This window comes from Candidatus Melainabacteria bacterium (assembly GCA_003963305.1).
Classification (GTDB): Bacteria; Cyanobacteriota; Vampirovibrionia; order Obscuribacterales; family Obscuribacteraceae; genus PALSA-1081.
The window spans coordinates 376,275-397,820 of record RXJR01000009.1 but is presented as its reverse complement, the minus strand read 5'-3'; the positions used below and the strand labels follow the sequence as shown (position 1 = coordinate 397,820).

At 50.0% G+C, this 21,546-nt stretch carries 14 protein-coding genes; 6 read left to right on the top strand and 8 right to left on the bottom strand.

Features of this window, described 5'->3' with window-relative positions; genetic code table 11:
• The first annotated feature begins 154 nt into the window (after positions 1–154).
• Positions 155–1,066 carry an N-acetylmuramoyl-L-alanine amidase gene (locus tag EKK48_11740; GenBank protein RTL42652.1) on the top strand — a complete coding sequence of 304 codons (912 nt, stop codon included), beginning with the start codon at positions 155–157 and terminating at the stop codon, positions 1,064–1,066.
• A gap of 102 nt (positions 1,067–1,168) precedes the next feature.
• On the top strand, positions 1,169–1,579 hold the full coding sequence (locus tag EKK48_11735; GenBank protein ID RTL42651.1) for a hypothetical protein: 411 nt from the start codon (positions 1,169–1,171) through the stop codon (positions 1,577–1,579).
• Between the two features lie 117 nt (positions 1,580–1,696).
• On the opposite strand, the gene EKK48_11730 is transcribed toward EKK48_11735, so the two are convergent.
• Complete coding sequence (locus EKK48_11730; GenBank protein ID RTL42650.1) at positions 1,697–3,208, bottom strand: LysM peptidoglycan-binding domain-containing protein; 1,512 nt, start codon at positions 3,206–3,208, stop codon at positions 1,697–1,699.
• A 543-nt stretch (positions 3,209–3,751) separates the two neighbouring features.
• On the opposite strand from EKK48_11730, the gene EKK48_11725 reads away from it, so the two are divergent.
• Complete coding sequence (locus tag EKK48_11725) at positions 3,752–4,498, top strand: response regulator transcription factor (protein ID RTL42649.1); 747 nt, start codon at positions 3,752–3,754, stop codon at positions 4,496–4,498.
• A 155-nt stretch (positions 4,499–4,653) separates the two neighbouring features.
• Here EKK48_11725 and EKK48_11720 read toward each other — a convergent pair whose 3' ends face one another.
• The 4 genes from EKK48_11720 to EKK48_11705 all read right to left on the bottom strand — a co-directional run bounded on the left by EKK48_11720 (position 4,654) and on the right by EKK48_11705 (position 12,691).
• The gene (locus tag EKK48_11720) at positions 4,654–10,026 is read right to left on the bottom strand and encodes a hypothetical protein (GenBank protein RTL42648.1); all 5,373 of its coding nucleotides are present in this window, start codon (positions 10,024–10,026) and stop codon (positions 4,654–4,656) included.
• Positions 10,023–11,723 carry a hypothetical protein gene (locus tag EKK48_11715; protein RTL42647.1) on the bottom strand — a complete coding sequence of 567 codons (1,701 nt, stop codon included), beginning with the start codon at positions 11,721–11,723 and terminating at the stop codon, positions 10,023–10,025. Before EKK48_11715 ends, EKK48_11720 begins: the two co-directional genes overlap by 4 nt.
• A gap of 148 nt (positions 11,724–11,871) precedes the next feature.
• The gene (locus EKK48_11710) at positions 11,872–12,111 is read right to left on the bottom strand and encodes a hypothetical protein (GenBank protein ID RTL42646.1); all 240 of its coding nucleotides are present in this window, start codon (positions 12,109–12,111) and stop codon (positions 11,872–11,874) included.
• A gap of 343 nt (positions 12,112–12,454) precedes the next feature.
• A complete protein-coding gene (locus tag EKK48_11705; protein ID RTL42645.1) occupies positions 12,455–12,691 on the bottom strand; it encodes a hypothetical protein in 237 nt (78 codons plus the stop codon).
• A 1,015-nt stretch (positions 12,692–13,706) separates the two neighbouring features.
• On the opposite strand from EKK48_11705, the gene dnaK reads away from it, so the two are divergent.
• From dnaK to EKK48_11690, 3 genes are all read left to right on the top strand, one after another.
• A complete protein-coding gene (gene dnaK, locus EKK48_11700; protein ID RTL42644.1) occupies positions 13,707–15,614 on the top strand; it encodes a molecular chaperone DnaK in 1,908 nt (635 codons plus the stop codon).
• 118 nt (positions 15,615–15,732) lie between these two features.
• Positions 15,733–16,011: a GIY-YIG nuclease family protein gene (locus EKK48_11695; protein RTL42643.1), complete on the top strand. Its 279-nt coding sequence runs from the start codon at positions 15,733–15,735 to the stop codon at positions 16,009–16,011.
• A 17-nt stretch (positions 16,012–16,028) separates the two neighbouring features.
• Positions 16,029–17,825, top strand: coding sequence for a DUF2156 domain-containing protein (locus EKK48_11690; GenBank protein ID RTL42642.1), 1,797 nt, complete (start codon positions 16,029–16,031; stop codon positions 17,823–17,825).
• 160 nt (positions 17,826–17,985) lie between these two features.
• Here EKK48_11690 and EKK48_11685 read toward each other — a convergent pair whose 3' ends face one another.
• The 3 genes from EKK48_11685 to EKK48_11675 form a co-directional block, all read right to left on the bottom strand.
• Positions 17,986–18,792, bottom strand: coding sequence for a hypothetical protein (locus tag EKK48_11685; protein RTL42641.1), 807 nt, complete (start codon positions 18,790–18,792; stop codon positions 17,986–17,988).
• Positions 18,793–18,900: 108 nt separating this feature from the next.
• Complete coding sequence (locus EKK48_11680) at positions 18,901–19,953, bottom strand: M28 family peptidase (GenBank protein ID RTL42640.1); 1,053 nt, start codon at positions 19,951–19,953, stop codon at positions 18,901–18,903.
• Positions 19,954–19,972: 19 nt separating this feature from the next.
• Positions 19,973–21,457 (bottom strand): hypothetical protein, encoded by a 1,485-nt coding sequence (locus EKK48_11675; GenBank protein RTL42639.1) that lies wholly within the window; start codon positions 21,455–21,457, stop codon positions 19,973–19,975.
• Positions 21,458–21,546: the final 89 nt, after the last annotated feature.

Genomic DNA, 21,546 nt, shown 5'->3' with positions numbered 1-21,546 from the left:
ACGTGATTCTTACACAATCCATGCACACCTGGCAGGGTTTTCCAGATTGTGTTTCAATGTTTTTTACGTACACTTAACAGACCGCTAACAAACGAAAGAATCCCAGTTTGGCGCCACGGGGCGTTAAACCTAACCGTTCTCAACTGAGGTTGCCATGCTGTTCAATCGCAGCGTCATTGCGGCGCTAAGCCTGATTACAATCGCCGCCAGTGCTATGACTCCCGCCCATGCCATTGTCGGGCGTCTGGGCAGTCACTCAATTGGTGCGATACGTCGCATGCAGCAGAGCTCGTTGAGGTTGTCCCGTACTCATCGACATAGCCAGAGAACCGCGCGTAAAAATCATGGCACAGGACTGAGACTAGTTTCTCTCAAGCACAAACGCAAACATGGCAAAAGCGGCAAAATCAGCATCCACAGTCCTTCTTATTTATGGAATGCGCCCTCTCAGCCTGACGATGATGATTCATTTCTGGACGAAGAATCCAGAGCTGCAATTAGTCAACAATTTCGTAACGGCAACTCAGAAGCTTATTCACCCTCGAGCTTAATCCAGTCAGGTGTTTTTGCATATTGCCCACTTCATGGTGGTGTCTTCCAAAGACGTAACAGCGTTAAAAACATTATTCTGCACTCCACAGAAACAGCCCGAGAGGCTGATGCCCAGAGAGTAATCACAAGCTGGAATAACAAAGGGCTTCGTCACGCCGGAGCACAATTTGTAGTTGACCGAGACGGCACCATTTACTGCACAGCAGATCCGCAATATGGCACGACTCATGTCGACAATAGACGAACTCGTCAGGGAGTTAATAACGATAATTCTATTGGCATTGAAATAGTGCGCACCGGCTCTCAGGAATATTCTCAAGCTCAACTAGCGTCGGTTGTCTGCCTGGTGCGATACTTACAAGACCGGTTTAAAGTGACAGATAATCATATTTTTGGACATGGGCAGATCCAACCAAGCGACAGATCTGATCCTGTTAATTTTGACTGGCAGTCCTTTAAAGCCGATAAACAGACTCTGACGCGCACACCCGTCGCAACAAAACTCGACGAATAGGCTTCCTCGTTGCAAAACGGATTATTATGTTTTTGCGTCACGTTTAGCACAGTGCCGCCTCGGGAAAATTTCATAAAGCAACTTACTTAATGAGGTCCTTTTATGAGCGCTGGAGATGGTGAAGACATGTCCGTAGAAACCGCTGCGGATCCTAAGGCTCTGCGTGCTTCTTACATAGAAAACGTTAGCCACTCCATGAAGCACATTCAAGACGCCATCAACTCGGAAGGCAAGAAACTTCGCGGTTCTGACTACATCTCCGTTTTTATGGTACCGATAGCGTCTGTGATGCTGGCAATTTGTTCGGCAATTCCGGGAGGACTCGCCGTCCGACCGTTCCTTGTCACAGCCTTTGCACTGGCGCTTCTCTACTTTATTGGTGCACGCATCGGAATTTTACGTGCGCTGACTCATCGGCAAACACATCTGATAATGTCCATCATAAGTGCAACGTTCATGCTTGGTGCAACGTTTGCGTTACTTATGTACGAAATCATGCGCAACATCCACTAGTCGCTCACGGTCCTAACAACATATTGAGCCTTCCGACTCAAGCAATAGCTTTGAGCAATTCTTTGAGCTAGTAATTCCGTTGCGTCACACCCCACTAACTTCGTAGTTCCGTTCCAATCAAGTTCGGCAACGCAAAACGTAACTGTTAGTGTAGCGTCCACCATCTGGAGGAATTCTTCCGTGATGATCGTTTGCGCCCATGAGGTTACCACGACTGTCGCGAGAAGTGACCACGACAATATCACCCCAATTCCGTCCACGGTTTTGAGCGATTACATTTCGATTCCAACTCCGCACGATGACGTCGCCCTCACGCGCCTCGGAGAGAGGAAGTACGTCGAACTTTCCACTGCGCGCCATTTTCGCACCCATATCCCAGGCGTTGCCTGATCCCATGAATTGACCATGTCCAATTCGCGCCAATGCCACTTGCACTCCCGCGGCACAACGACCAATAGTTTGCATACCGCGAGCCGCCAGAAGAGCGGCTTCGCGTAAAGCCATCGAGAGCGGATTCATAGGTTGGTTGGCTGCATCCTGCCCGTAACCAGGCGGACGAGCATATGGATTGGAGTCGTATGGCCCCCGCCTATAAGGATTTTGCTCGTATGGATTTCTCTCATAAGGATTGCGCCCATATGGGTTCGGACTCCGCTCATACGGATATGGCTCACCGTTTCTGTCGTAAGGAATTCGTCGCCCGTAAGGATCCGTACCGTACTCGCGGCCAGACCAGTCTCCCCGACTGTGCCTGCGTCCTCTGAACTCACCTGGTCCCTCACCGTAGGGTCTTTGATATGCACCATCACGCTGATCAAAGTATGCGTCTCCGCCATCGTATCTGGTGCGTTGCTGACGCCTATCTCCGCCGAACTGATAGAGGTCGCGAGTTCCATCTGCTCTTGAGGCATCCTGTCCACCGACAGGAATCTTTAAGTGCCATCCATCGATAATCAAATTGGGATTATTCGCCAGCGACGGATGCTCGGCTTTGTTCGCCTCAACAATACTGCGAATGGCATTCATGATATCGCGGGCACTGGCCGGTTGACCGGACTCTCTTAAAGCATTACGGGCTATCTTCCAGAGGCTGTCGCCCCTTTGCACGGTATGATCGCGCATCTGACCATCTGGTGCAAAACTCTGGGAATCCAATCTTGGGTCGCGCCCGTTACGCGGATCCAATCGCGGGTCACCCCCGTTGCGCGGATCAAGTCTGGGATCACCGCCGTTGCGCGGGTCAAACCTCGGGTCACCCCCGTTGCGCGGATCAAGTCTGGGATCACCGCCGTTGCGCGGGTCAAACCTCGGGTCGCCGTTGCGCGGATCGAAACTTCGCCGATCTGCACCATATCTAGGGTCAAACTGATTCTGTAGATTGCGAGGATCGAAATTGCGATTGTTAACTTCGGTACCATTATCGCAACGACCATAAGCTGACCCGAGCCTCTGATCGATAGTCACATTAGGCAAGTAACGCTCCGCCGTCGGAGAAATATAGCGATTAATGGAAGCGCCTTCTTTCAGCAAAGCCACCCGATCGGTCGACTGCATTGAAGCCGAGCGTTCTCCACCGTCCCGATGGTCGATGCGTTCAGATCTTTGAGGGGTACAATCGCGAGTGCTCATGGGGATAACCGAAAATCGAATTGTCAGGAAGGAAGGGGGATCTGGTAAGTTGAGACTGTTACGGCGAGTTTGAGCAAGTCAGCTCGACCAGAGCCAACTGGAGTTTTCGTGGGGTCGAACAGTCGATTTTGAGACATGTCCGCATTTCACAGATTATGGAAACGAGATTACCGAAACATTACCAAGTCAGTTCAATTCAAAATTCCATGTTGCTGGACTAGCGAAAACCTTATTCGGTCTGATTACAGACGCCTTGTCAGTAGTAAATCCATTGGGTTTGAGTTCTTGAATGCTCGCTCCTGGTCTTGAATTTTTTCCGATATCGGAAAAAATTCAAGACAAAAAACCTGGCTGTGAATCATGGAGCCGCCGAGGGTTTCCAAACTCTAGCCTATACGATGAAAAGGGCTTTAACAGATTTTTCCTGGTCCTGCATGTTTAGGCAGTTAAGAGGGTAAACTGATGATGCTGCTATTGGTTTATACCGTTCGTGGCCAAGCCCGGATTTAAGCCTATAGCCTCGATCCCACAACCTCGGTCCAAATGCCCGGTGAACTGGTTGCTCCCCGAATCCTGTCCAAAACGGTCTCAATGGCGAAGATCTTACTAGTCGAAGACGATACCGAGCTGGCTCGAAGCTTAATAGATTGGCTAGAGCTTGAGCACCATAACGTCGAATACTGCGAACGCGGCAACGACGCGCTCGAACGATTGAAGTTCTTTGAGTTTGATGTGGTGATCCTGGACTGGAATCTACCTGAAGTTACAGGTATCGAGATTCTCAAAGAATTCCGAGACCGAGGTGGCATGACGCCGATTCTCCTCCTGACGGGGCGTGATGGTGTAGCTGAAATTGAAACGGGACTGAATGCCGGCGCCGACGACTATTTGACCAAACCCTGCAATGTCCGTGAGCTGTCAGCGCGTGTCAAAGCCCTGATGCGCAGACAAAACAAGGTGTACGAACAGATTTTCAAAATTCGCGGATTAGAGGTCGATATACCAAAACACCGCGTCTCCAGAGATGGAAAGGAAATAAAACTGCAGCCCAAAGAATTTTCCCTGCTTGAGTTTCTATTGCGCAATCCTAACGATGCCTTTAGCGTAGAATCGCTGTTGTCTCGTATATGGAGTTCAGACTCAGATGCCTCACCAGATACGGTGCGCGTTTGCATAACCAGATTACGAAACAAAATCGACGTACCAGATCAACCTTCTATAATTCGCACAGTCCACAGAATTGGTTATCAGATCGATCTCTTTGGCAACCCTCCGGCTGCTACATCTTAGATCGCCGTAGAGTCGGCGCCAGATAATGCCACTGAAATTCAGGAACCCTGATGGCAAGCCCATCTTACTGCGAGCATGGCACGCAGACAGCCACCCCTTATGCGTTTCAGGTTCGACCGTACAAATTTTTTCCGATATCGGAAAAAATTCGACTTTTAGGAACCCCAAACATTATCGTTCTTGTTGGCAGCAGCGGCAGTCTTAGCCAGTTCATCCAGCGCTTTTTCCTTTTCAGCGAACGCTTTCGCTTGATGGATCATATGCTTCTGGTTGAAGAGCTCAACAAAAGCGCGCACAAGTGGCAGCAGTTGTGGCTCAGTACCGGAACAGCGTGAGATGTTAGCTAATGCATTACCTGAGACCAGTGCAGCTTCATTTGTTTTGCCTTCGTGAATCAAGGCAGCAACCGTATGATAATCCACTAGCGCATTGTTCAGATGCTCGCTGGGCTTCTGCGGAACAGCCGCGCTGGTCTTCCCAAGTATGCTGTTGAGAGTATTGGACGGCACCGCCTGAACATGACTGCCAGCCTGGATCATCTGTTTTTCCAGAGACTGTCCGGTCGACATTTGCATGGTCGTTTCGGCGTCTACGGTATTGCGCATCTTGCCCATCAGTTTTGTAGCGTCTACGGGCTTACCTGGCGCGTTAGGATCGTTCAAATGTCCCGGTTGTGCGACAACACCACCTTTTTGTTGAACATTTGGATCCATCTTCGGATCTTTCTGGTTGGGCTTTACAGTCTTCTTGCCCATAGTGATATCAGAGAAGATCGTTCCCAGACCACGCTTCGGCATAGCAGGCGAGCCTGGTCCGTGAGTCGTTCGGTGCTCGACTTTGGGCTCTCCAAGCAGATTCTGTTGCGCGTTCGAAGCTAGAGCAGCAGCAGAAGCCAATTGAGCAACTGATTCGGTGCGCGGCTGACCGTAAACTGGAGTCCCGGCATGGCTCACTTCCGGTTGCTGAGCGTTTACAGAACCCTGATTGAGGACGGTTTGATCGTTGTCATACACCACACCCGGTGGCACTACATCAACCTGGCTTGTTGTGACAGGGTTGGTGTAGGTGCTGTCGCCATACTGAGGCGCATGTGTGACATAAGTCTGGTCCGCTGGCGCAGCATCGCGCATAGCTACTTGAGGCGCATCTGCTTGAGCAATATTTTCAGTTCCGGCACTTACATTGCCGACCTGGTGCGACATCACCGTCTCAAGGGATGGTGGCACCGAGAGAGAGTCATACTGGGGGTTGGCAATCGGAGTCTGGTCAAGCACAATCGGCGGCGCGATGTCGATATTGCTGGTCGTCACCGGCGTGGTGTAAGCCACTTCAGCTGTCTGCCCCTGACTGGAATTGTTAGCGGCATATGCACCTTGAATCTGCGCATTTTGAGCCAACTCAAGGGCAGCCTTATTCTCGCCCGCACCCTGAGTGCCGGCAATATCAACTGGCAATACCGTATTGGTCTGAGGCGTATTGTTCTGAGGAACTACCGCCGCGAAGTGATTCACATCTGGTGCAGAATCTTTGGACACAAAACTGCTGGCAGGCGGTCCCTGGGCATCACCGAAGTTGAATGTATTCGCCGTAGTATCAGATGTCACACTCAGTCCACCGACTTGATGAGCCATCTGGCTTTCCAGAGATGCTTTTGGCGCATTCAATTCAGCTTGCTGGTAAGACATCGGAGTGGAATCAAGCGCGATAGGAGGAGCAACTTCGACACTGCTTGTAGTGACTGGGCTGCTATAAGCGACCTCGGCAGTTTGACCCTGGCTTGATTGATTGGCGGCGTATGCGCCCTCAATTTGTGAATTCTGCGAAAGTTCGAGTGCTGCCTTGTTGTCGTTCAACTGCGTTCCGGCGATATCGACAGGCAACACCGTATTGTTTTGCCCGGCACCAGGAACTGGCACAGTTGCCTGGATGTCGGGCGCAGCTTCCCGTGCCACAAATCCACCCGTTGGCGGTGCGTTATTGTCGTTGAACGTAAATGACGTGGCAGAGTTATCGGCCGTTACACTCAAACCGCCCACCTGGTTAGCCATCTGGCTCTCAAGTGAAGCACTCGGCGCCGCCAATTCAGCTTGCTGATAAGCCATTGGCGTCGTATCGAGCACCTGTGGAGGCATGATATCGACAGATGATGTGACCACAGGATTGCTATATGCGACTTCGGCATACTGCCCCTGGCTGGATTGATTGGCGGCGTAAGCACCATCTATCTGACTGAAGTCTTTGCTGGATGGCAACTGTGTTCCTGCTATATCGACAGGCATCACTTTCGGTGCGTCGTTGCTGCCGGAGTTGAGTGCCGGTGCCTCGACTTTTGCCCACGTTTGTGGCGCCTGAGGAGTTGCATAGTCGATCTTTTGTTCGGCCATCGTCTTTGGATCGAACATCTGAGGCGGCACCACATCGACCTTGCCCGAAGTAAATGGCGTGCTGTAGTTGTTCGCAACTTCAACTTGCTGTGCAGGCGGTCCAACGGTGTAACCATCGGCAGACCGAGATGGAGTCGAGCCGAATACGTTGCCGTCAGGCACGACGCCCTGAGAGTAGCTGTTTGAGTACTGGCTGAGTGCGCTTACATCACCGCCAATAGATTGCATCTGTCGGTAATCCAACGGCTGACTCGACAGGAACGTGCCGGAATTGTCGAACTGGCTGACGGAGGCATTGCTGACATTTCCATCGACGAAATTAGCTGTGGTCAGTGAGTAGCCATTATCATCGTAAGATGTCTGCTGCATGCTTACTGGATTGCCACTGGCATCGAAAACAGTTTCTCTGAAACCGTCGTCGGTCATTTGATACATGTTGGTGCCGACGAGCGAATTATCGTCTCTATAGAAGTTGGTGACGGAGTCGCCGTTGTCGAAATTGTGTGTGTTGCTGTAACCGAGCAACGCCTGGCTATCAGGATTGTAGTAGGCTCGCTGAGTATCTGCTCCGAACATGGTTGCGGACTCTGTGCGCTGACCATTTTCGTTGAAGAGAGACGAGTGTACGGCACCATTGGCATCGCGACTGAGGGCGAGGCTGTTGATCGGATGATGATAGGGATCGTGCGTAGCATCGCCATGCGAGACACTCAATCCGGCATTGCTGGCTGACAAAGCATACAGATCGGAGCCATTGACAGAGAGCGTGGAGTAACCGTCTGGTCCGTCTTCCATATGCAGACTTCTGCCATCGGCAAGAGTGGCATCACCATTAGCATCAAAATTGATCTGATTATGATCGATATCGTACAGGGCACCGTTGCCGTTAGCGTCAGTGCCGTAGAACAACCCAGGTTGCAGCTCTGCTACCGGTTTACCATCCATCATCGACGCATGCATACCAGCGTCGACCGCTGCAGAGGAATGTCCGCTCAGGTGACCGCCGCTGTAAGAGACCAATTCACTATGGCCATGGCTTGAAGCGTGGTAAAGCTGACCACCGTGACTACCCTGCTGAATGTCGATGGAACCACGAGGCTTACCGGTAGTTGGATCAGGGTCGAAAGATATGGACTTGGAGCCGTTCTCCGGAATGTCGCTCAAACTGATCGGACCAAGATCTTTGCCGTCCATTCCTTTAACGGCATTTCCTTCCATGTCTGTAACAGTCAAGACAGGCTTACCGTCGACCATTGAACGCGTGAACATGTGACCACCGGAACCGCCGTCGCCGACGGTGAAGCTATCGCCAGGCAGTTGACGTACGGCCTTGTCGTCACCGTCGATTGGCGGTGGTGGCTGTTTGGCAGCAAGTTCACGGAAACCGGCATCAGGATCGAGTGAAGCGACCCGAATGCGACCGCCACGTTCATCGGCATCTTTGTTGAGAGCGACTAAACGATCATTGAGTGGCAGACCGGCAAGTTCTCTCTTGCCTTCTCCAGCATCGGTAACCTTCGGCCCACCAGGAAGGGCTTCACCGGCATGATGAGGATGATGCGGCTGATGTCCGGTGCCATGACCATGACCACCCTTGTGACCGGCATGTCCTCCTTTACCGCCGCCACCGCCACCGCCGCCGCCACCGCCTTTGGCGGCGTTCATGGCTTTCTCAGCCATCTGAGCAGCTTCTTGACCAGCAGCTTTAGCCAGACCAGCAAAGTCGAAGGCATATTTTACAGACGAAGTAGCAAGGAAATTCAAGGCGGTCAAAATCAAAGTGCCGGTTTCGTCGACGCCTCTGAAACATGCCATCAGCAAAATGGAAGTATTCCAGAAAAGTGACCAGAAACCAAGCGTGATTACACCTTCACACCAGCTCGGGAAGGCGTTGCGCAAAGTTTTCATCGGCCAGGCCCAGAGGGCTGCAGTAATCGGTCCGACAAACCAGAGATAGTAAAAATAGACCATCTGGAAAGCGCACAGAATGTTCCAGGCAATCATAAATGTCGCATTGGTACTATTGAACATGGTCTTCGCCATGATTGCAGAACTAGGAAGCGCTTCATCAGCTCGATCCATTGGCGCCTGATAAATTTTGGCAACCGGATCTTCGATCTTGTTTTCGATCATCTTGCCTTCGAACAGTGCGAAAGCGGTTTTTCCTCCCAGCAGCGGAGTCATCTTGGCGGTTTGCTGATCGAGAGCGTTACGATTTTCACCAGGTTGACGCGAAGGGAAAGCGCGAATATGAAAGGATATTGCATCCCGATACATATCCGAGCCAAAAAGACGCGTGTACTCCTCGGCAATCGAATAAGTGACCGAGTTGTTCAAATCGATACTGTAGTTGAGAACAAGATAAGTGCCAGGAATCAGGAAGATAGCAATCAGGGATCTCTGGATACCTTCAAATGGATTGGTTTCTTGCCCGAGAACAGGTGTACCGGCTGAAATAATCGCTTTCACCTGGGTCAAAATAGCGCCAGGAAGCAAGAGCAGAACAGCCATCGGCATGAATATGTTGTCGCGCAGCTTGTTCCACTTGTTGCCACCGTCTGTGGTGAAGTTGTTCAAAAAGCTGGAACAGAAGTCAATCGCCGACGCAGCTTGCTGCTTCTCAAGATCAGCCATACCGTTGGCGACCTCAGTTCCTTGCGCGTCAAGATTGGCTTTAGCAGAGTGCATCTGTTTGTCTGGTGCATTGGCACCAGCAGCCAGCGTGCCTGCAAAGTTAGCCAGATAAAGTTGCATTTCGGAGTTTGTCGGCAAGCGACCATCAGTGTTGGCCATGTTGCGTTTCATGGCTTCGGCAGCACCTTTTGGCCACTTCAGCTTGATCGCTGAGGCAGGCAAACCGGTCTGAGCGTCACCGATTGTAGACTTTCCAGCGCTCGCTTTTGCCAGGTCCGAATCTTCCAGCGGTTGGGCCTGGTCTTTCGTCTCGGCGCCGCCGCCCTGGTCAACAGGTGCAAGTCCTCCAACCGGTGCACCTACGCCACGGTACATCATGCCGTTCCATTTGGTCGGACCGCCGCCAGTATCGCCGATATCGCCGGTTGTTCTGGCTGCATTGGCAGGGAGCATCATTCCACACAAGGCAGAAATTACAAATACCAGAACTAGATTCGCTGAATTCTTCATTTGTGTGCCTTCTTTCCGCCCTTCGATGCGCCGGCATCTTTGAGTTGCTCGGCTTTGGACATAATTTGAGTCACCATATCTCCCGGCTTGTACTCAAACGGAGAGAACGGAACATAAAGCAGTATCACCATAAAAGCTGTGTAGGTAGCCATTTCCCATGTCGTATTAGGGTTATACATGCCGGCTTCCATCAGCCACTCTAAACGTGTCTGCATACAAAGGATGACCACACACCACCAAAATTTCCACAGAGAAACATTGATCAGGGCGTCAAGCCAATTCGCAAACACGGCTTTGAAAAGGGTCCCGACTCCGGAAGGCCAGGCGAAGAAAGCTGCAGCGATTGGTGCCATCAAATAGAGATAGCAAATCATCACAGTTTGAAAAGCATTCATCATCAACAGACCAACAGTCATTGCGGCGTTCATCATATTGAACGCCATTTGCAGCATACGAGTACCTGAGCCCTGTTGTTCAACGGTGGAGTTCTTTTCTCCACCTTCATCGATTTTTCCATTCATCTTGCCCTGAGTTGCTTCACTCAAGGCGTTCTTGGCATTCTTGACGGGAGCATTGAAGTTCTGCTCTTGCATCCACTCCATCAGTGCGGCGGGCTGAATGTGCTGTGCAACCTCGTATGTCATCGAATTACCGACGTCGATTGTCCAACTCGTGAAAAGTTGAGTGGCCGGAATCAAAAAGATGGCAATGATACTACGCAAAATACCGCTAAACGGACTGACCGCGTCTTCATCGTTGTGCGAAGCGATGATACCGCCTGCCAGATACCCTTTCAGATTGGTAAGGATGGCTCCAGGCAGCAACAACAATATGGCGAGCGGCACATAAACGAACTTGTAAATCTGCTGCACCATCCATATCGCTTGAGAATAAGTCTTGGTGGCAGCTTCGGCATCAGTGGGAGTGCCTGCAGCTTCGTTCGCCACATTAATCAATGGTTCCATGCTGCCATCAATAGAAGTGGCAAATCCATTTTCTGCAGTGCCGGCCGATGAGTCCGATATTTCCTGTTGCTGACCTGCCAGGTTGGCTTTAGCAGCCGCAGTATGGCGTTTGGGAGCGTTCAGCAGCTGCCCGGCAGCAAACGCAGTCGCCATATAGTTGGCCTGCATGACTGTATTGGATGGCATGGCGCTGCCGTGAGTCTTTGGCAGTTGCGGCAGAAATTTAAGAACAGCCATCGCAGCGGCTGCCTGTGGCTTTGCTTGAATTTGACGCGATGGAGGAAATGAATACCAATTTGGTCCACCAGGTGGAATCGGCTTAGCTATGTTTACCCCATTACCGATGTTCCAATAGGACCATTGCGTCAAAGTGTCTTGAAAATTTTGCTCTTTCACTTTCTGAGCTTGTATCTCAGGCTTTTGCGTTTCGATGTCCCGGCTACCGCTTCCTGGTGTTACACCACCCTGCGAACTGTTTCCGTACTTTACCGAAGTAGTCTCTGCTTTGTCGTCCTTCTGCAGTGTCTCCAATTTGTCGTCTTCAGAAGCAACAGAGTTCTGTTTGTTGTACATGCGACCGTGTTCGGTCTGAGAGTAATCTCTATCTCGCGGTTGAAGCGTGCTAAACGCACTGCTGGGCAAGCCGAACGCAGCCAAATTCGACCCGAGCAACATGCTAAAACAGAGAACTGCCACTTCCACCATCAAATATTCGACTGCTCGTCTTTTCATCTGTGATGCAGCTCCGATGCGGTAGGCACCAGAGCTTCCTTAAAAATGAGAGTAGTAAGGTCTGGGACCAGACAAAGTCGTTGAAATCGTAAGTAGTAATGCTATTTGTGCGTAATGATCACATGTATGCAAATCAGCAAAATCCCGACTAGGAGGCGGAGAGCGGAGGCAAGCCAACGCCGAAGTCATTCAATGCAGTTGATACCAGGCATGGTGGATTTTGAGCCGCTGCCGACATCATTGCTTCTTGAAGTGACCCTTCTATATACCCATTTCTCGTAGGAATGCTGCTGTGCAACATTTCCAGGCTTGGTTTCTTCTCAACGTTGTTTCTGGCAGCCGAGGAGAGCTTCTCAAAAAATGCGTGCACGTTCGATGGGTTATACACTGCTGTACTCCTCGCAATCTGTCTAAGTTATTGGGCAATTGCCGAGTGGTGGAACCTCTCTTGGCATGCTTAGAGATTACTAATCGAACGTTACCAATATATTACGGTCAACAATTTTTTCGACTTAAATGGGAATTTCACCATTGCCAAATTCTCTATCGATATTCAACCAGGCGCCAGAATCAGGTTGAAAGCCTTCCCTGTATTGCCAAAAGAGCCTTTTGCGATTGAATTTCTTCCGATATCGGAAAAAATTCAAAGCCTGAAAAGCGTTTTCACACAAAGAAAAACCCCAGGGCAGCGGCGCTCCGGGGTTTTTCGAGACCGAAATCGTCAAATCACTTTAGCAGCGTGCCAGGGGAGGGAGACCAACACCGAAATCATGCAACTCTGTGGCTACGAACACTGGTTTCGTCAGGGCAGCGGTTACAACATCTTCGAGGGAACGAGCCGCGACATGCGCAACGGATGCGGGCTGCTTGCGATGAAGCATTGTCAGCGAAGGTTGAACATCTGAATTACCGCGAGCGGCTGTTGCTAATTTGGCGAAGAAAGCATGCACATTCGAAGGATTATTCACCGCAGTGTCCTCGGCTTGGAAGGGTTTGGGGGTGGGGCAAGCCTTAAGGAACGTTTCCCCTTGGCATGATTGAAGAATACTTTTCAAAAGTTACCAAGACGTTACGAAAACAAATTTCTTGCCTTAATTGGGAATTTCACCATTGCCACGCACTAAAAATCACGTTCAAAACCCACCCGACGGCGCTTTAATGTCCAGCTCCGCCCAACAAATTAAAGCCGGACCGATCAAGTCAAGTCGGTCCAGAGCTGAAGTGCTGGGACGCCGGGTCTGGACCCACCAGGGGCACAGGTCCACGGGGCGCGTCGTCCCCCTCTGAGAGCATCACTTCTTAAAAGGCGCAATCAAAAAGTGCCTGGAAAAGAAGAAGACTGGATCGAAATCCAGCCCTCTGCCCCTTTTCCATAAATTTCGGTCTTGCCTCAGCTGCCGTTCCCTTCAGCACAGTTGCGGTGTCGACCGTGCTTACAAAGTAGTCAAGAGAACTTACCGAGTTGTTACTAAAAAGCAGAATCGACAAAATTCAAAAAATGTGTGGAGCTGGTTCTATATATAGGTGCTCGCGACGATAACAAAAAACAGTCCATCCTCTCCACGTCGATTCGCCACTACTGGTGGTGCGAGTACGACTCATCGTGATGTAAACGTTTGCATAGCGCAACACTCACCCCCGCTCTCTCACCTGAGCCGGAGTGGATAAATGCGGACCAAGCGCAATCAAGCTGGATCAGTCAGCAGCGAGCTCATGCGCCCACCATCGTTCAGCAGCTTAAGCACTGGAATGCCGCCTATCAATAACAGCAGCGCTATCGAGCACAACACAGCGTGAATCCGATCAATGTTTGAATTAAGACCTTATGTAGCGATTGCAGGCTCAGCCATATACCGAGCTGAAGCAGCTTGGTAAAATTGGCTTCCGCGCTTCAAACCCATTCACTAATTATTTGTTGAGTTGGGCGGCAAACAACACTCAGTGTTGTATGTAGAAGTTAGTAAAGGAAATTAGGAGTAGAAAATGGCAAAGGCAGTCGGCATAGATTTAGGTACGACAAACTCAGTAGTAGCAGTCATGGAAGGTGGAAAACCGGCTGTGATAGCCAATGCTGAGGGACTCCGAACTACGCCTTCAGTAGTGGCATACTCGAAAACCGGCGAAAGGTTGGTTGGGCAGCTGGCAAGACGTCAAGCAGTTGTTAATCCGCAGAACACCATATACTCCATCAAACGATTCGTAGGACGCCGCTTCGACGAGGTCCAGGGTGAACGCGACATCGTTTCCTACAAAGTTAAAGAAACAGCCGACGGTGGCTGCAAAGTTGTCATTCAAGACAAAGATTACACGCCTGAAGAAATCTCAGCAGTCATCTTGCGCAAACTGAAAGATGATGCGGAAAAATATCTCGGAGAAAAGGTAACAGGAGCAGTCATCACAGTTCCAGCTTACTTCAATGACTCGCAACGTCAATCGACAAAAAACGCCGGTGTAATCGCAGGTCTCGACGTGCTGCGTATCATCAACGAACCGACAGCAGCAGCACTCGCCTACGGCATTGACAAAAAGGCGAACGAAACCATCCTCGTGTTCGACCTGGGTGGTGGCACATTCGACGTCTCGATTTTAGAAGTAGGTGACGGAGTATTCGAAGTACACGCAACTTCAGGTGACACACACCTCGGCGGCGATGACTTCGACCACGTCATCGTTGACTGGTTGGCAGAAGAATTCAAACGTCTTGAGGGCATCGATCTTCGCAAAGACGCACAAGCTCTTCAAAGACTTACTGAAGCTGCTGAAAAGGCAAAAATAGAATTGTCACAGGTGAATGAAACCAGCATTTCGCTGCCATTCATAACAGCCAATGAGTCCGGACCAAAACATCTGGATATGCGCATAACCCGCGCCAAGTTCAATGAATTGACCCGACACCTGGTTGAGCGCTGCCGCAAGCCAGTCGAGCAAGCACTGAAAGATGCCAATTTGACTACAGCAGATATCAATGAAGTTGTGCTTGTCGGAGGTTCGTCACGCATTCCAGCAGTTCAAGAATTGGTGAAGAGTTTGACCGGCGGCAAAGAGCCGAATCAAACCGTCAATCCTGATGAAGTTGTAGCCATCGGAGCTGCGATTCAAGCTGGCGTTCTGGGCGGCGAAGTAAAAGACGTTGTACTCCTCGACGTCACTCCGCTCTCGCTCGGAATCGAGACTATGGGTGGTGTATTCACAAAACTGGTTGAACGCAACACAACAATCCCGACTCACAAGTCGCAAACCTTCTCGACCGCTGAAGATAATCAACCTGCTGTCGACATCCAGGTCTTTCAGGGTGAAAGACAAATGGCTAAAGACAACAAAATGCTGGGTAATTTCCGCCTCGACGGAATCAAGCCCGCACCACGCGCGGTGCCAAGAATCGAAGTGTCGTTCGATATTGATGCAAACGGCATTTTGAGTGTCACTGCCCGCGATGAACAGAGCGGCAAAGAGCAGAAAATCACCATAACTGCCAGCACCAACTTGTCAAAAGATGACGTCGGCAGACTCGTAAAAGAAGCAGAAAGCCATGCCAATGAAGACGCGAAGGTGCGAGAAGCCGCGGATCTTCGGAATGAGGCTGATAACCTCTGCTACTCGGTTGAACGGCAGATTCGGGACGGCGGTAATAAAGTAACCGAGACGAACAGACACAAGGCAGAGCAACTAATCGGCGATATCAGAACTCGTATAGAAAATCGCGCTGACTCTGACACAGACAAACTAAAGGGTCTCATGAATGAATTGCGCGGTGCGCTGGTCAATATCCAACAAGATGTTACGGCCAACGCCAGCTCCAGTTCGACAACTAACGAAAGCAATGGAGAAAGCAGCAGTTCATCGAGTTCGACTGCCGAGAGCGACGACATAGTTGACGCTGACGTGACTTAATTTGAATCGATCTGAATCCAAATCGATCTGAGTCCGAATAGAAACGGCGTCATAAAGCCCGGTCATCTAAAAACCGAATTGCATCTGCTATGGTAGTTCCATTAACTGGAATTGCCATATGCCTTTTTATACATACGTAATTGAATGTTCTAATGGATCCCTCTACACAGGGTGGACCAATGACGTTCAGCAGCGCATTGAGAACCATAACTCAGGCAAAGGAGCTAAATACACTCGCGCCAATCGCCCCGTAAAGCTTCTGTTTGCATGGAAATTAGACACGAAAGTTGATGCTATGAAGTTGGAATGGAAAATTAAGCGAATGAACCGCGCCGCTAAGCTCAGACTAATCGAAAATCCTGAGTCAATAGCCTTAATAAGCGAATCGAGCAATTGACGTAAGTAGCCAATACCGTGCCAGACGAAACAACTCAGCCCGAACAAAGTCAAGCGGAACCGGAATTTACCAGCGGTGGGCTGACGGCCGCGGCCAGGCGATTTCTCAAACCTGAAGATATTGACCCAATCGGAACCTTTGCAGATTGGCCAATCTGGCTTGTTTCCGGCACGACTCTGCTCGCCGGTCTGATTGGCACAGTGCAACCGCTATTGGTGCGCTTCGAAAAACATCCGAAACTCTTTTCCGCACTAGTTCCATTCGAACTTTATCACCTGAGCAAAACTGTAGAACTTGGTTTTGCTCTTCTATTGATCTACCTCTCGTTCAACCTTTGGCGCCGCAAGCGGACAGCCTGGTGGATGGCCGTACTGATCAACGGCTTGTCGGCGACATTGCAACTTCTGCGTATCGGCGGCGAACATTCAATTTGGCTAGCACGAAAAATCAGTGAAATAGACTTACCAAGCTATTCTGCCGTACCACCGATTTTAGGGTGTGGATTCCTTCTGATCTTGCGTAATCACTTTCGCGTAAAAAGCGAATCAAACTCCATACGGTTTGCGGTCCTAGTCAGCTCTGTGCTGATTGTAGTTGCGATTGGTTACGGCACACTCGGTTTCTGGCTGTTAGACAAAATCGACTTTGGAGTCAGTTTCAGCCTTCGAAGTTGTTTCGAACGTGCCATAAGTGGTATCACTCAGCTCGGAAATACTGATCTTACAGCGCATACCAGATATGCTCGCTGGTTCATCGAGTCATTACAAGTTGTCGGATACATCGTTCCAGTTTTTGTGATTGCCAGTCTGTTCAGACCAATCAATTATCAACTCAATACTCATCCCCGAGAGCGCCACCTGGCGGAAGAAATTCTCAACAAACATGGGCGCACATCACTGGATCGATACAAATTACTGCCCGACAAATCGTACCTGTTTTCACCTGATAGACAATCGTTTGTCGCATATAAAACAGAAAATGCAATCGCAATCAGCCTGGGAGATCCCGTCGGTCCGCCCGAAAAGATATTAGAGATGACCAGACAGTTTCTAAATTATTGCCACGAGAACGGCTGGTCTTGCGCATTTATGCAGGTGCCGGCAGAATTCTTACCGATATACGAAGAGCTAAAACTAGACGTATTGAAGATTGGCGAAGACGGTGTAGTTGATTTGGCTTCTTTTTGCAACGAAACTGTTAACAAGAAGACCTTCAAAAGCCCTATCAAAAAACTGGAACGCGACGGCTACAAAGTTGTTCAATCGCTGGCGCCCCACTCGGAGGAAGAACTAGCTGAATTGAAGGCAGTATCCGATGAATGGCTATCATTACCCGGAAGACGAGAACGCGGATTCAGCCTGGGACAATTTGATAAGTCCGAACTTCAACATGACACCACCTACAATCTTGTCGATCCAAACGGAAAAATCATTGCCTTCGCAAACCAGGTCAGGTCGTATCAGCCAGGAGAGGTGACCATTGATTTGATGCGACATCGCGTGGAAGTACCAAACGGTGCAATGGACTTTCTGTTCGCAAAAATGCTACTGATGCTGCATCAAGCCGGATTTACTCACTTCAGCCTGGGTCTGGCTGCCCTCTCCGGAGTTGGCACTGAAAGTGATGCAACACTGCAAGAACGTGCTGTTCACCAGATATATGAACATATGAACCGCTTCTTTTCTTATAAGGGATTGCGGAACTATAAAGCCAAATTCGCTCCAGCCTGGGTCTCCAGGTATCTAGTGTACGAAGGAGGTACACCTGGTCTGGTGCGTACGACAATCGCAATTGCAAAAGCAACGGAAGATTAGTCTTAAGAAGAGCTGAGTCTCAAATGATTTCAAACGGAGCTGAGTCTTAGACGGTTTCAAACGGAACCGAGTCTCAAACGGTTTCAAACGGAACCGAGTCTCAAACGGTTTCAAACGGAATCGAGTCTCAAACGGTTTCAAACGGAGCTGATTTCCCCAATCAACGTCGGCCCGGGATAGTTTCCTGATCTCCGACAACTGTCTTGAAACCGATTTGCTGTCCGTAATTTTGAGTGAATTGACCAACCTTTTCAACGCTCATACGTCGCGAGTTCGGTGGGAATTGCAAAATAGCCATGTTTCCGTTGAGAGATTGAATTGCCATAATCACACAGGCGTTATAGAGCGCGTTAGGGCTTTTCTGATTCAAATGCACATTGGAAATCCTTCCGTCACGCGAGACTGTATAGGCCGCAATTGCGCCAATAGGCGGACTGTTCGCGAATCCAGCGTTAGCCATAGTAGAGTATCGAATGAATACAGCCTCAGCCACACGATGATGCCAGGCATCCCACAACAGTTTCATTTCTGGCGAGCTGTCAGGGTCGTTCGGATTCGACATTTGACGCGGTTGTTGATCTTGCTGAGCGCTCAAGGCGTGAGGCGCATACTGCTGCTGGTCTAAACCCGGCACACCTTGCTGACCCTGAAAATCACTCTCACTCTCTGACTGCGCGTTTAGTCCAAAAGCCGGATTCGCAGGAGGTGCTGGGGGAGGTGCCATCAACGGAACCGAGAAACTAGCAGGCGCGAACACAGGCTCACCGACGTCGCCTTGCGGAGCAAACGAATCAGGCGCATTCGACGAAGGACGAACATCGCTGCGTTTCAACGAAGTATTCGCTCCGCCGGAATTGAGATCGCTGTACTGCGCACTGCCCCGAAGGACGTTTTGTGCGAAGACCGGATTTGCCAGGGTTAAACAAGCTACGAGAGCTACCAGGGTCTCAAGTCGTCTAACTTTCATATCTTTGCCCTTTAGTTCTGAACAGATCAATGATACTTACTGCTTCATTGATGTAAATTCGTGGTTGTACGTAGTTGGCAGCCAAATGCTCCAAGAAGAACATATTTTTCAGTTACTAGCGAGACTCATAAGCACGGCGACGAGCCCACCGGTGACTCTGCAGAGCCTGTCGGCATCTACCCGGCTAGAAACATCCTCAGCGGAATGGATAACGGGGTCCCGATCCGCCCCGGTGTCGGTAAACATGACGGCCGGATAGCCAGCCTTCCAGAACTCCACATGATCGACCCCTTCCATGCCCTGAGGATTTACCGAATCACGACAAATGATTCCCTCACTCGGAAATTTTGTGCTATTCCTGAATGACTCGACGGCGCCTCGACAAAACGATGCTGACTCAGCATTTCCGACCGCCATAACGAAATCACCAACAGCTGGATAGTAAGAAAAAATGTTCACCGGCAATTTCTCCGACTCTGGCGAATCGGAGTAATAGCCGAGTTCGTCCAGTGAAATCATGCCTTTGATTTTTGCACCGTAGCCCTTTGCTAATTGAGCATAGCGATGGCTACCTGAATCCGGAGTATTTGCATAAGGCGGCTCACCATTGGCAAAGGCGACAATTTTGATTTTGCGGTCAAACTGTTTGCCCCACAGCGCCCGCGACAATTCAAGCAAAGATGCGACGCCGGAGGCATTGTCATCAGCGCCTGGCGAATTCAAGGCAGAATCATAATGTGCGCCCACAATCAAAATAGCTGCATTTGGATCTTTACCTGCAATTTCTACCTCAATATTTTTGTAGGTTTTCCCATTCAGCTCATATGCCTGAAACCTCGGCTGATAGCCAATAATCTTGAACTCTTGAATTATGTATTCAGCCGCTTTATTCAAGTGCTCAAATTGAGTTGAATTGCGCTCTCCAATATCTTCCGCAAGAACATGGACGTGCTTAGCCAATGCATCACGGATGGTGACTTCTTTCTCACTCAGTGGCGGTAATGGACCATTGAATGTTTGACCTGGCATCGAATGCCATGTAACACGCCAATAGAACGCTACCGCCGTTGTCAGCACGATGGCTGCGCAAATGATCGAGTAAGTTCTCTTTTGGCTCATCAACGTGCTGGACTGGTTTGTTCTGTCGGCGTTGAGGCTCATCACGGTACTACGAATTGCGCTATTTATCTGATGGGCTCGAACCTGACTTGCCCGCTGAACTGGATCCCGCCTTGCTTGATGGACCTGAACCAGACTTGCCTGACGAACCAGATCCTGACTTGCCAGTTGGGGTCGCTCCCGGCATCACTTCACCATGAACTTTGACCTTTGCGTTTGGCATCAGCTGAGCGTCGGTCGAAGCCTCGCCAGTAAACTTCTGCTTGAACTCAGCCAGGAATTCATCACCCGGCTTGATAATAGCTTCATCACCTCGAATTATCGAGTCTGCCACCAGGAATCCACCCGGTAGACCGGAAACGACACCAAGTCCAAATCCCTTCAGCCTGCGGTGACGAACATTTTTTCCGACCGGATGCATAAAAGCGAAACTCGGGCTGATTGCGCCTGCGACTCCATATGCTACCGGAACGATCCCGAAACTAAACGGCCCCGCGGCTGAAGCGGCTGCGCGAATACCCAGGTGAGCGGCCTGCGACTTAACTTGACTGGATAAAGGTGAGACTATCTCCCCCTTGTGATTGACGCCGAGGACTCTTCCCTCTGCCATATTTTTGACGATTCGAGGCTGTCGTGCGGGTGTTGCCACAAGCGGTATGTGGTCACCACTGGCAGTGAGTATTTCGTCAAATTGCACACCTAAAGAACCGCTTGGCCGCATCCAACGTTTTGTGCTGAACTCAGCCTGAATCATTTTTCTTGCCTTTTCGCAAGTAGCAATGTGACCGATCACTTTGGCACCCTTTGGCGCGATCAATCTGCCACCAATTTTGATATCAACTTTCAGGCGAGCCTCAACGGGATCTCCAACCTTAGCTGTTTTGCTCGTGTGTGAAGTAACGACAGTGACGGGAAAGCGGCCGCCCGCATCGATGTGCATTTTTCCTTCACTATCAGGAATCTCTTTCCAGACGTATTCTGTTACCTGAATCTCTTTTTCGAGATCGTTGTCTATTACTACAGGACCATCACCAGTGCCAGCTGTTTGTGATTCCGATGCCTTGTCAGATTGATTGGAATTATCGCCAGCCTTAACGTCAGAATTGGTATTGGAAGTGGTGTCAGAAGTTGTATCGCTAGATTCGGATGCTTTCGCTTCGCCCTTCAACAAATTAGCGGGATCAGCTATTGGAAGCAAATATGCAGCATTCAACGGCATGTCCGGCGTCAAGTAAAACAACGGAGCAGACAGTCCGTCTCTCATTAACTCGATCGACACCAGGTCAGCGGGCGATGAGCCCTGTGACGAACTGGACATCGCCGCACTGTTCGATGGGTCAGACGCATTGGAGCTGTCAGAAGTACCGGTATTAACAGTATTTGCAGGATTAGGAGGACTTGCAGCATTTGCAGTACTCGCAGTACTCGCAGTACTTGCAGAATTGCCAGAAGTCCCAGAGGCACCAGCGTCACTGGCAAAAACAGGAACAACAAGTTGCACAAGTACAGTTGTCGCACAAGCAAAAGCGAGTTTTCTTCTACTCATTCCGTCTTCTCCAAAGCAAACGTTAGCCTGCAGATTGTCGATTATAAGACACAACAAGAACGCGCATTGTAAAACTTAGTTCCCGGCTC

Bases quoted from the DNA above. Each gene is read 5' to 3' on its own strand.
- EKK48_11740 (RTL42652.1), top strand. From the start codon at position 155: ATGCTGTTCAATCGCAGCGTCATTGCGGCGCTAAGCCTGATTACAATC.
- EKK48_11735 (RTL42651.1), top strand. From the start codon at position 1,169: ATGAGCGCTGGAGATGGTGAAGACATGTCCGTAGAAACCGCTGCGGAT.
- EKK48_11730 (RTL42650.1), bottom strand. From the start codon at position 3,208: ATGAGCACTCGCGATTGTACCCCTCAAAGATCTGAACGCATCGACCAT.
- EKK48_11725 (RTL42649.1), top strand. From the start codon at position 3,752: ATGCCCGGTGAACTGGTTGCTCCCCGAATCCTGTCCAAAACGGTCTCA.
- EKK48_11720 (RTL42648.1), bottom strand. From the start codon at position 10,026: ATGAAGAATTCAGCGAATCTAGTTCTGGTATTTGTAATTTCTGCCTTG.
- EKK48_11715 (RTL42647.1), bottom strand. From the start codon at position 11,723: ATGAAAAGACGAGCAGTCGAATATTTGATGGTGGAAGTGGCAGTTCTC.
- dnaK (RTL42644.1), top strand. From the start codon at position 13,707: ATGGCAAAGGCAGTCGGCATAGATTTAGGTACGACAAACTCAGTAGTA.
- EKK48_11695 (RTL42643.1), top strand. From the start codon at position 15,733: ATGCCTTTTTATACATACGTAATTGAATGTTCTAATGGATCCCTCTAC.
- EKK48_11685 (RTL42641.1), bottom strand. From the start codon at position 18,792: ATGAAAGTTAGACGACTTGAGACCCTGGTAGCTCTCGTAGCTTGTTTA.
- EKK48_11680 (RTL42640.1), bottom strand. From the start codon at position 19,953: ATGAGCCTCAACGCCGACAGAACAAACCAGTCCAGCACGTTGATGAGC.
- EKK48_11675 (RTL42639.1), bottom strand. From the start codon at position 21,457: ATGAGTAGAAGAAAACTCGCTTTTGCTTGTGCGACAACTGTACTTGTG.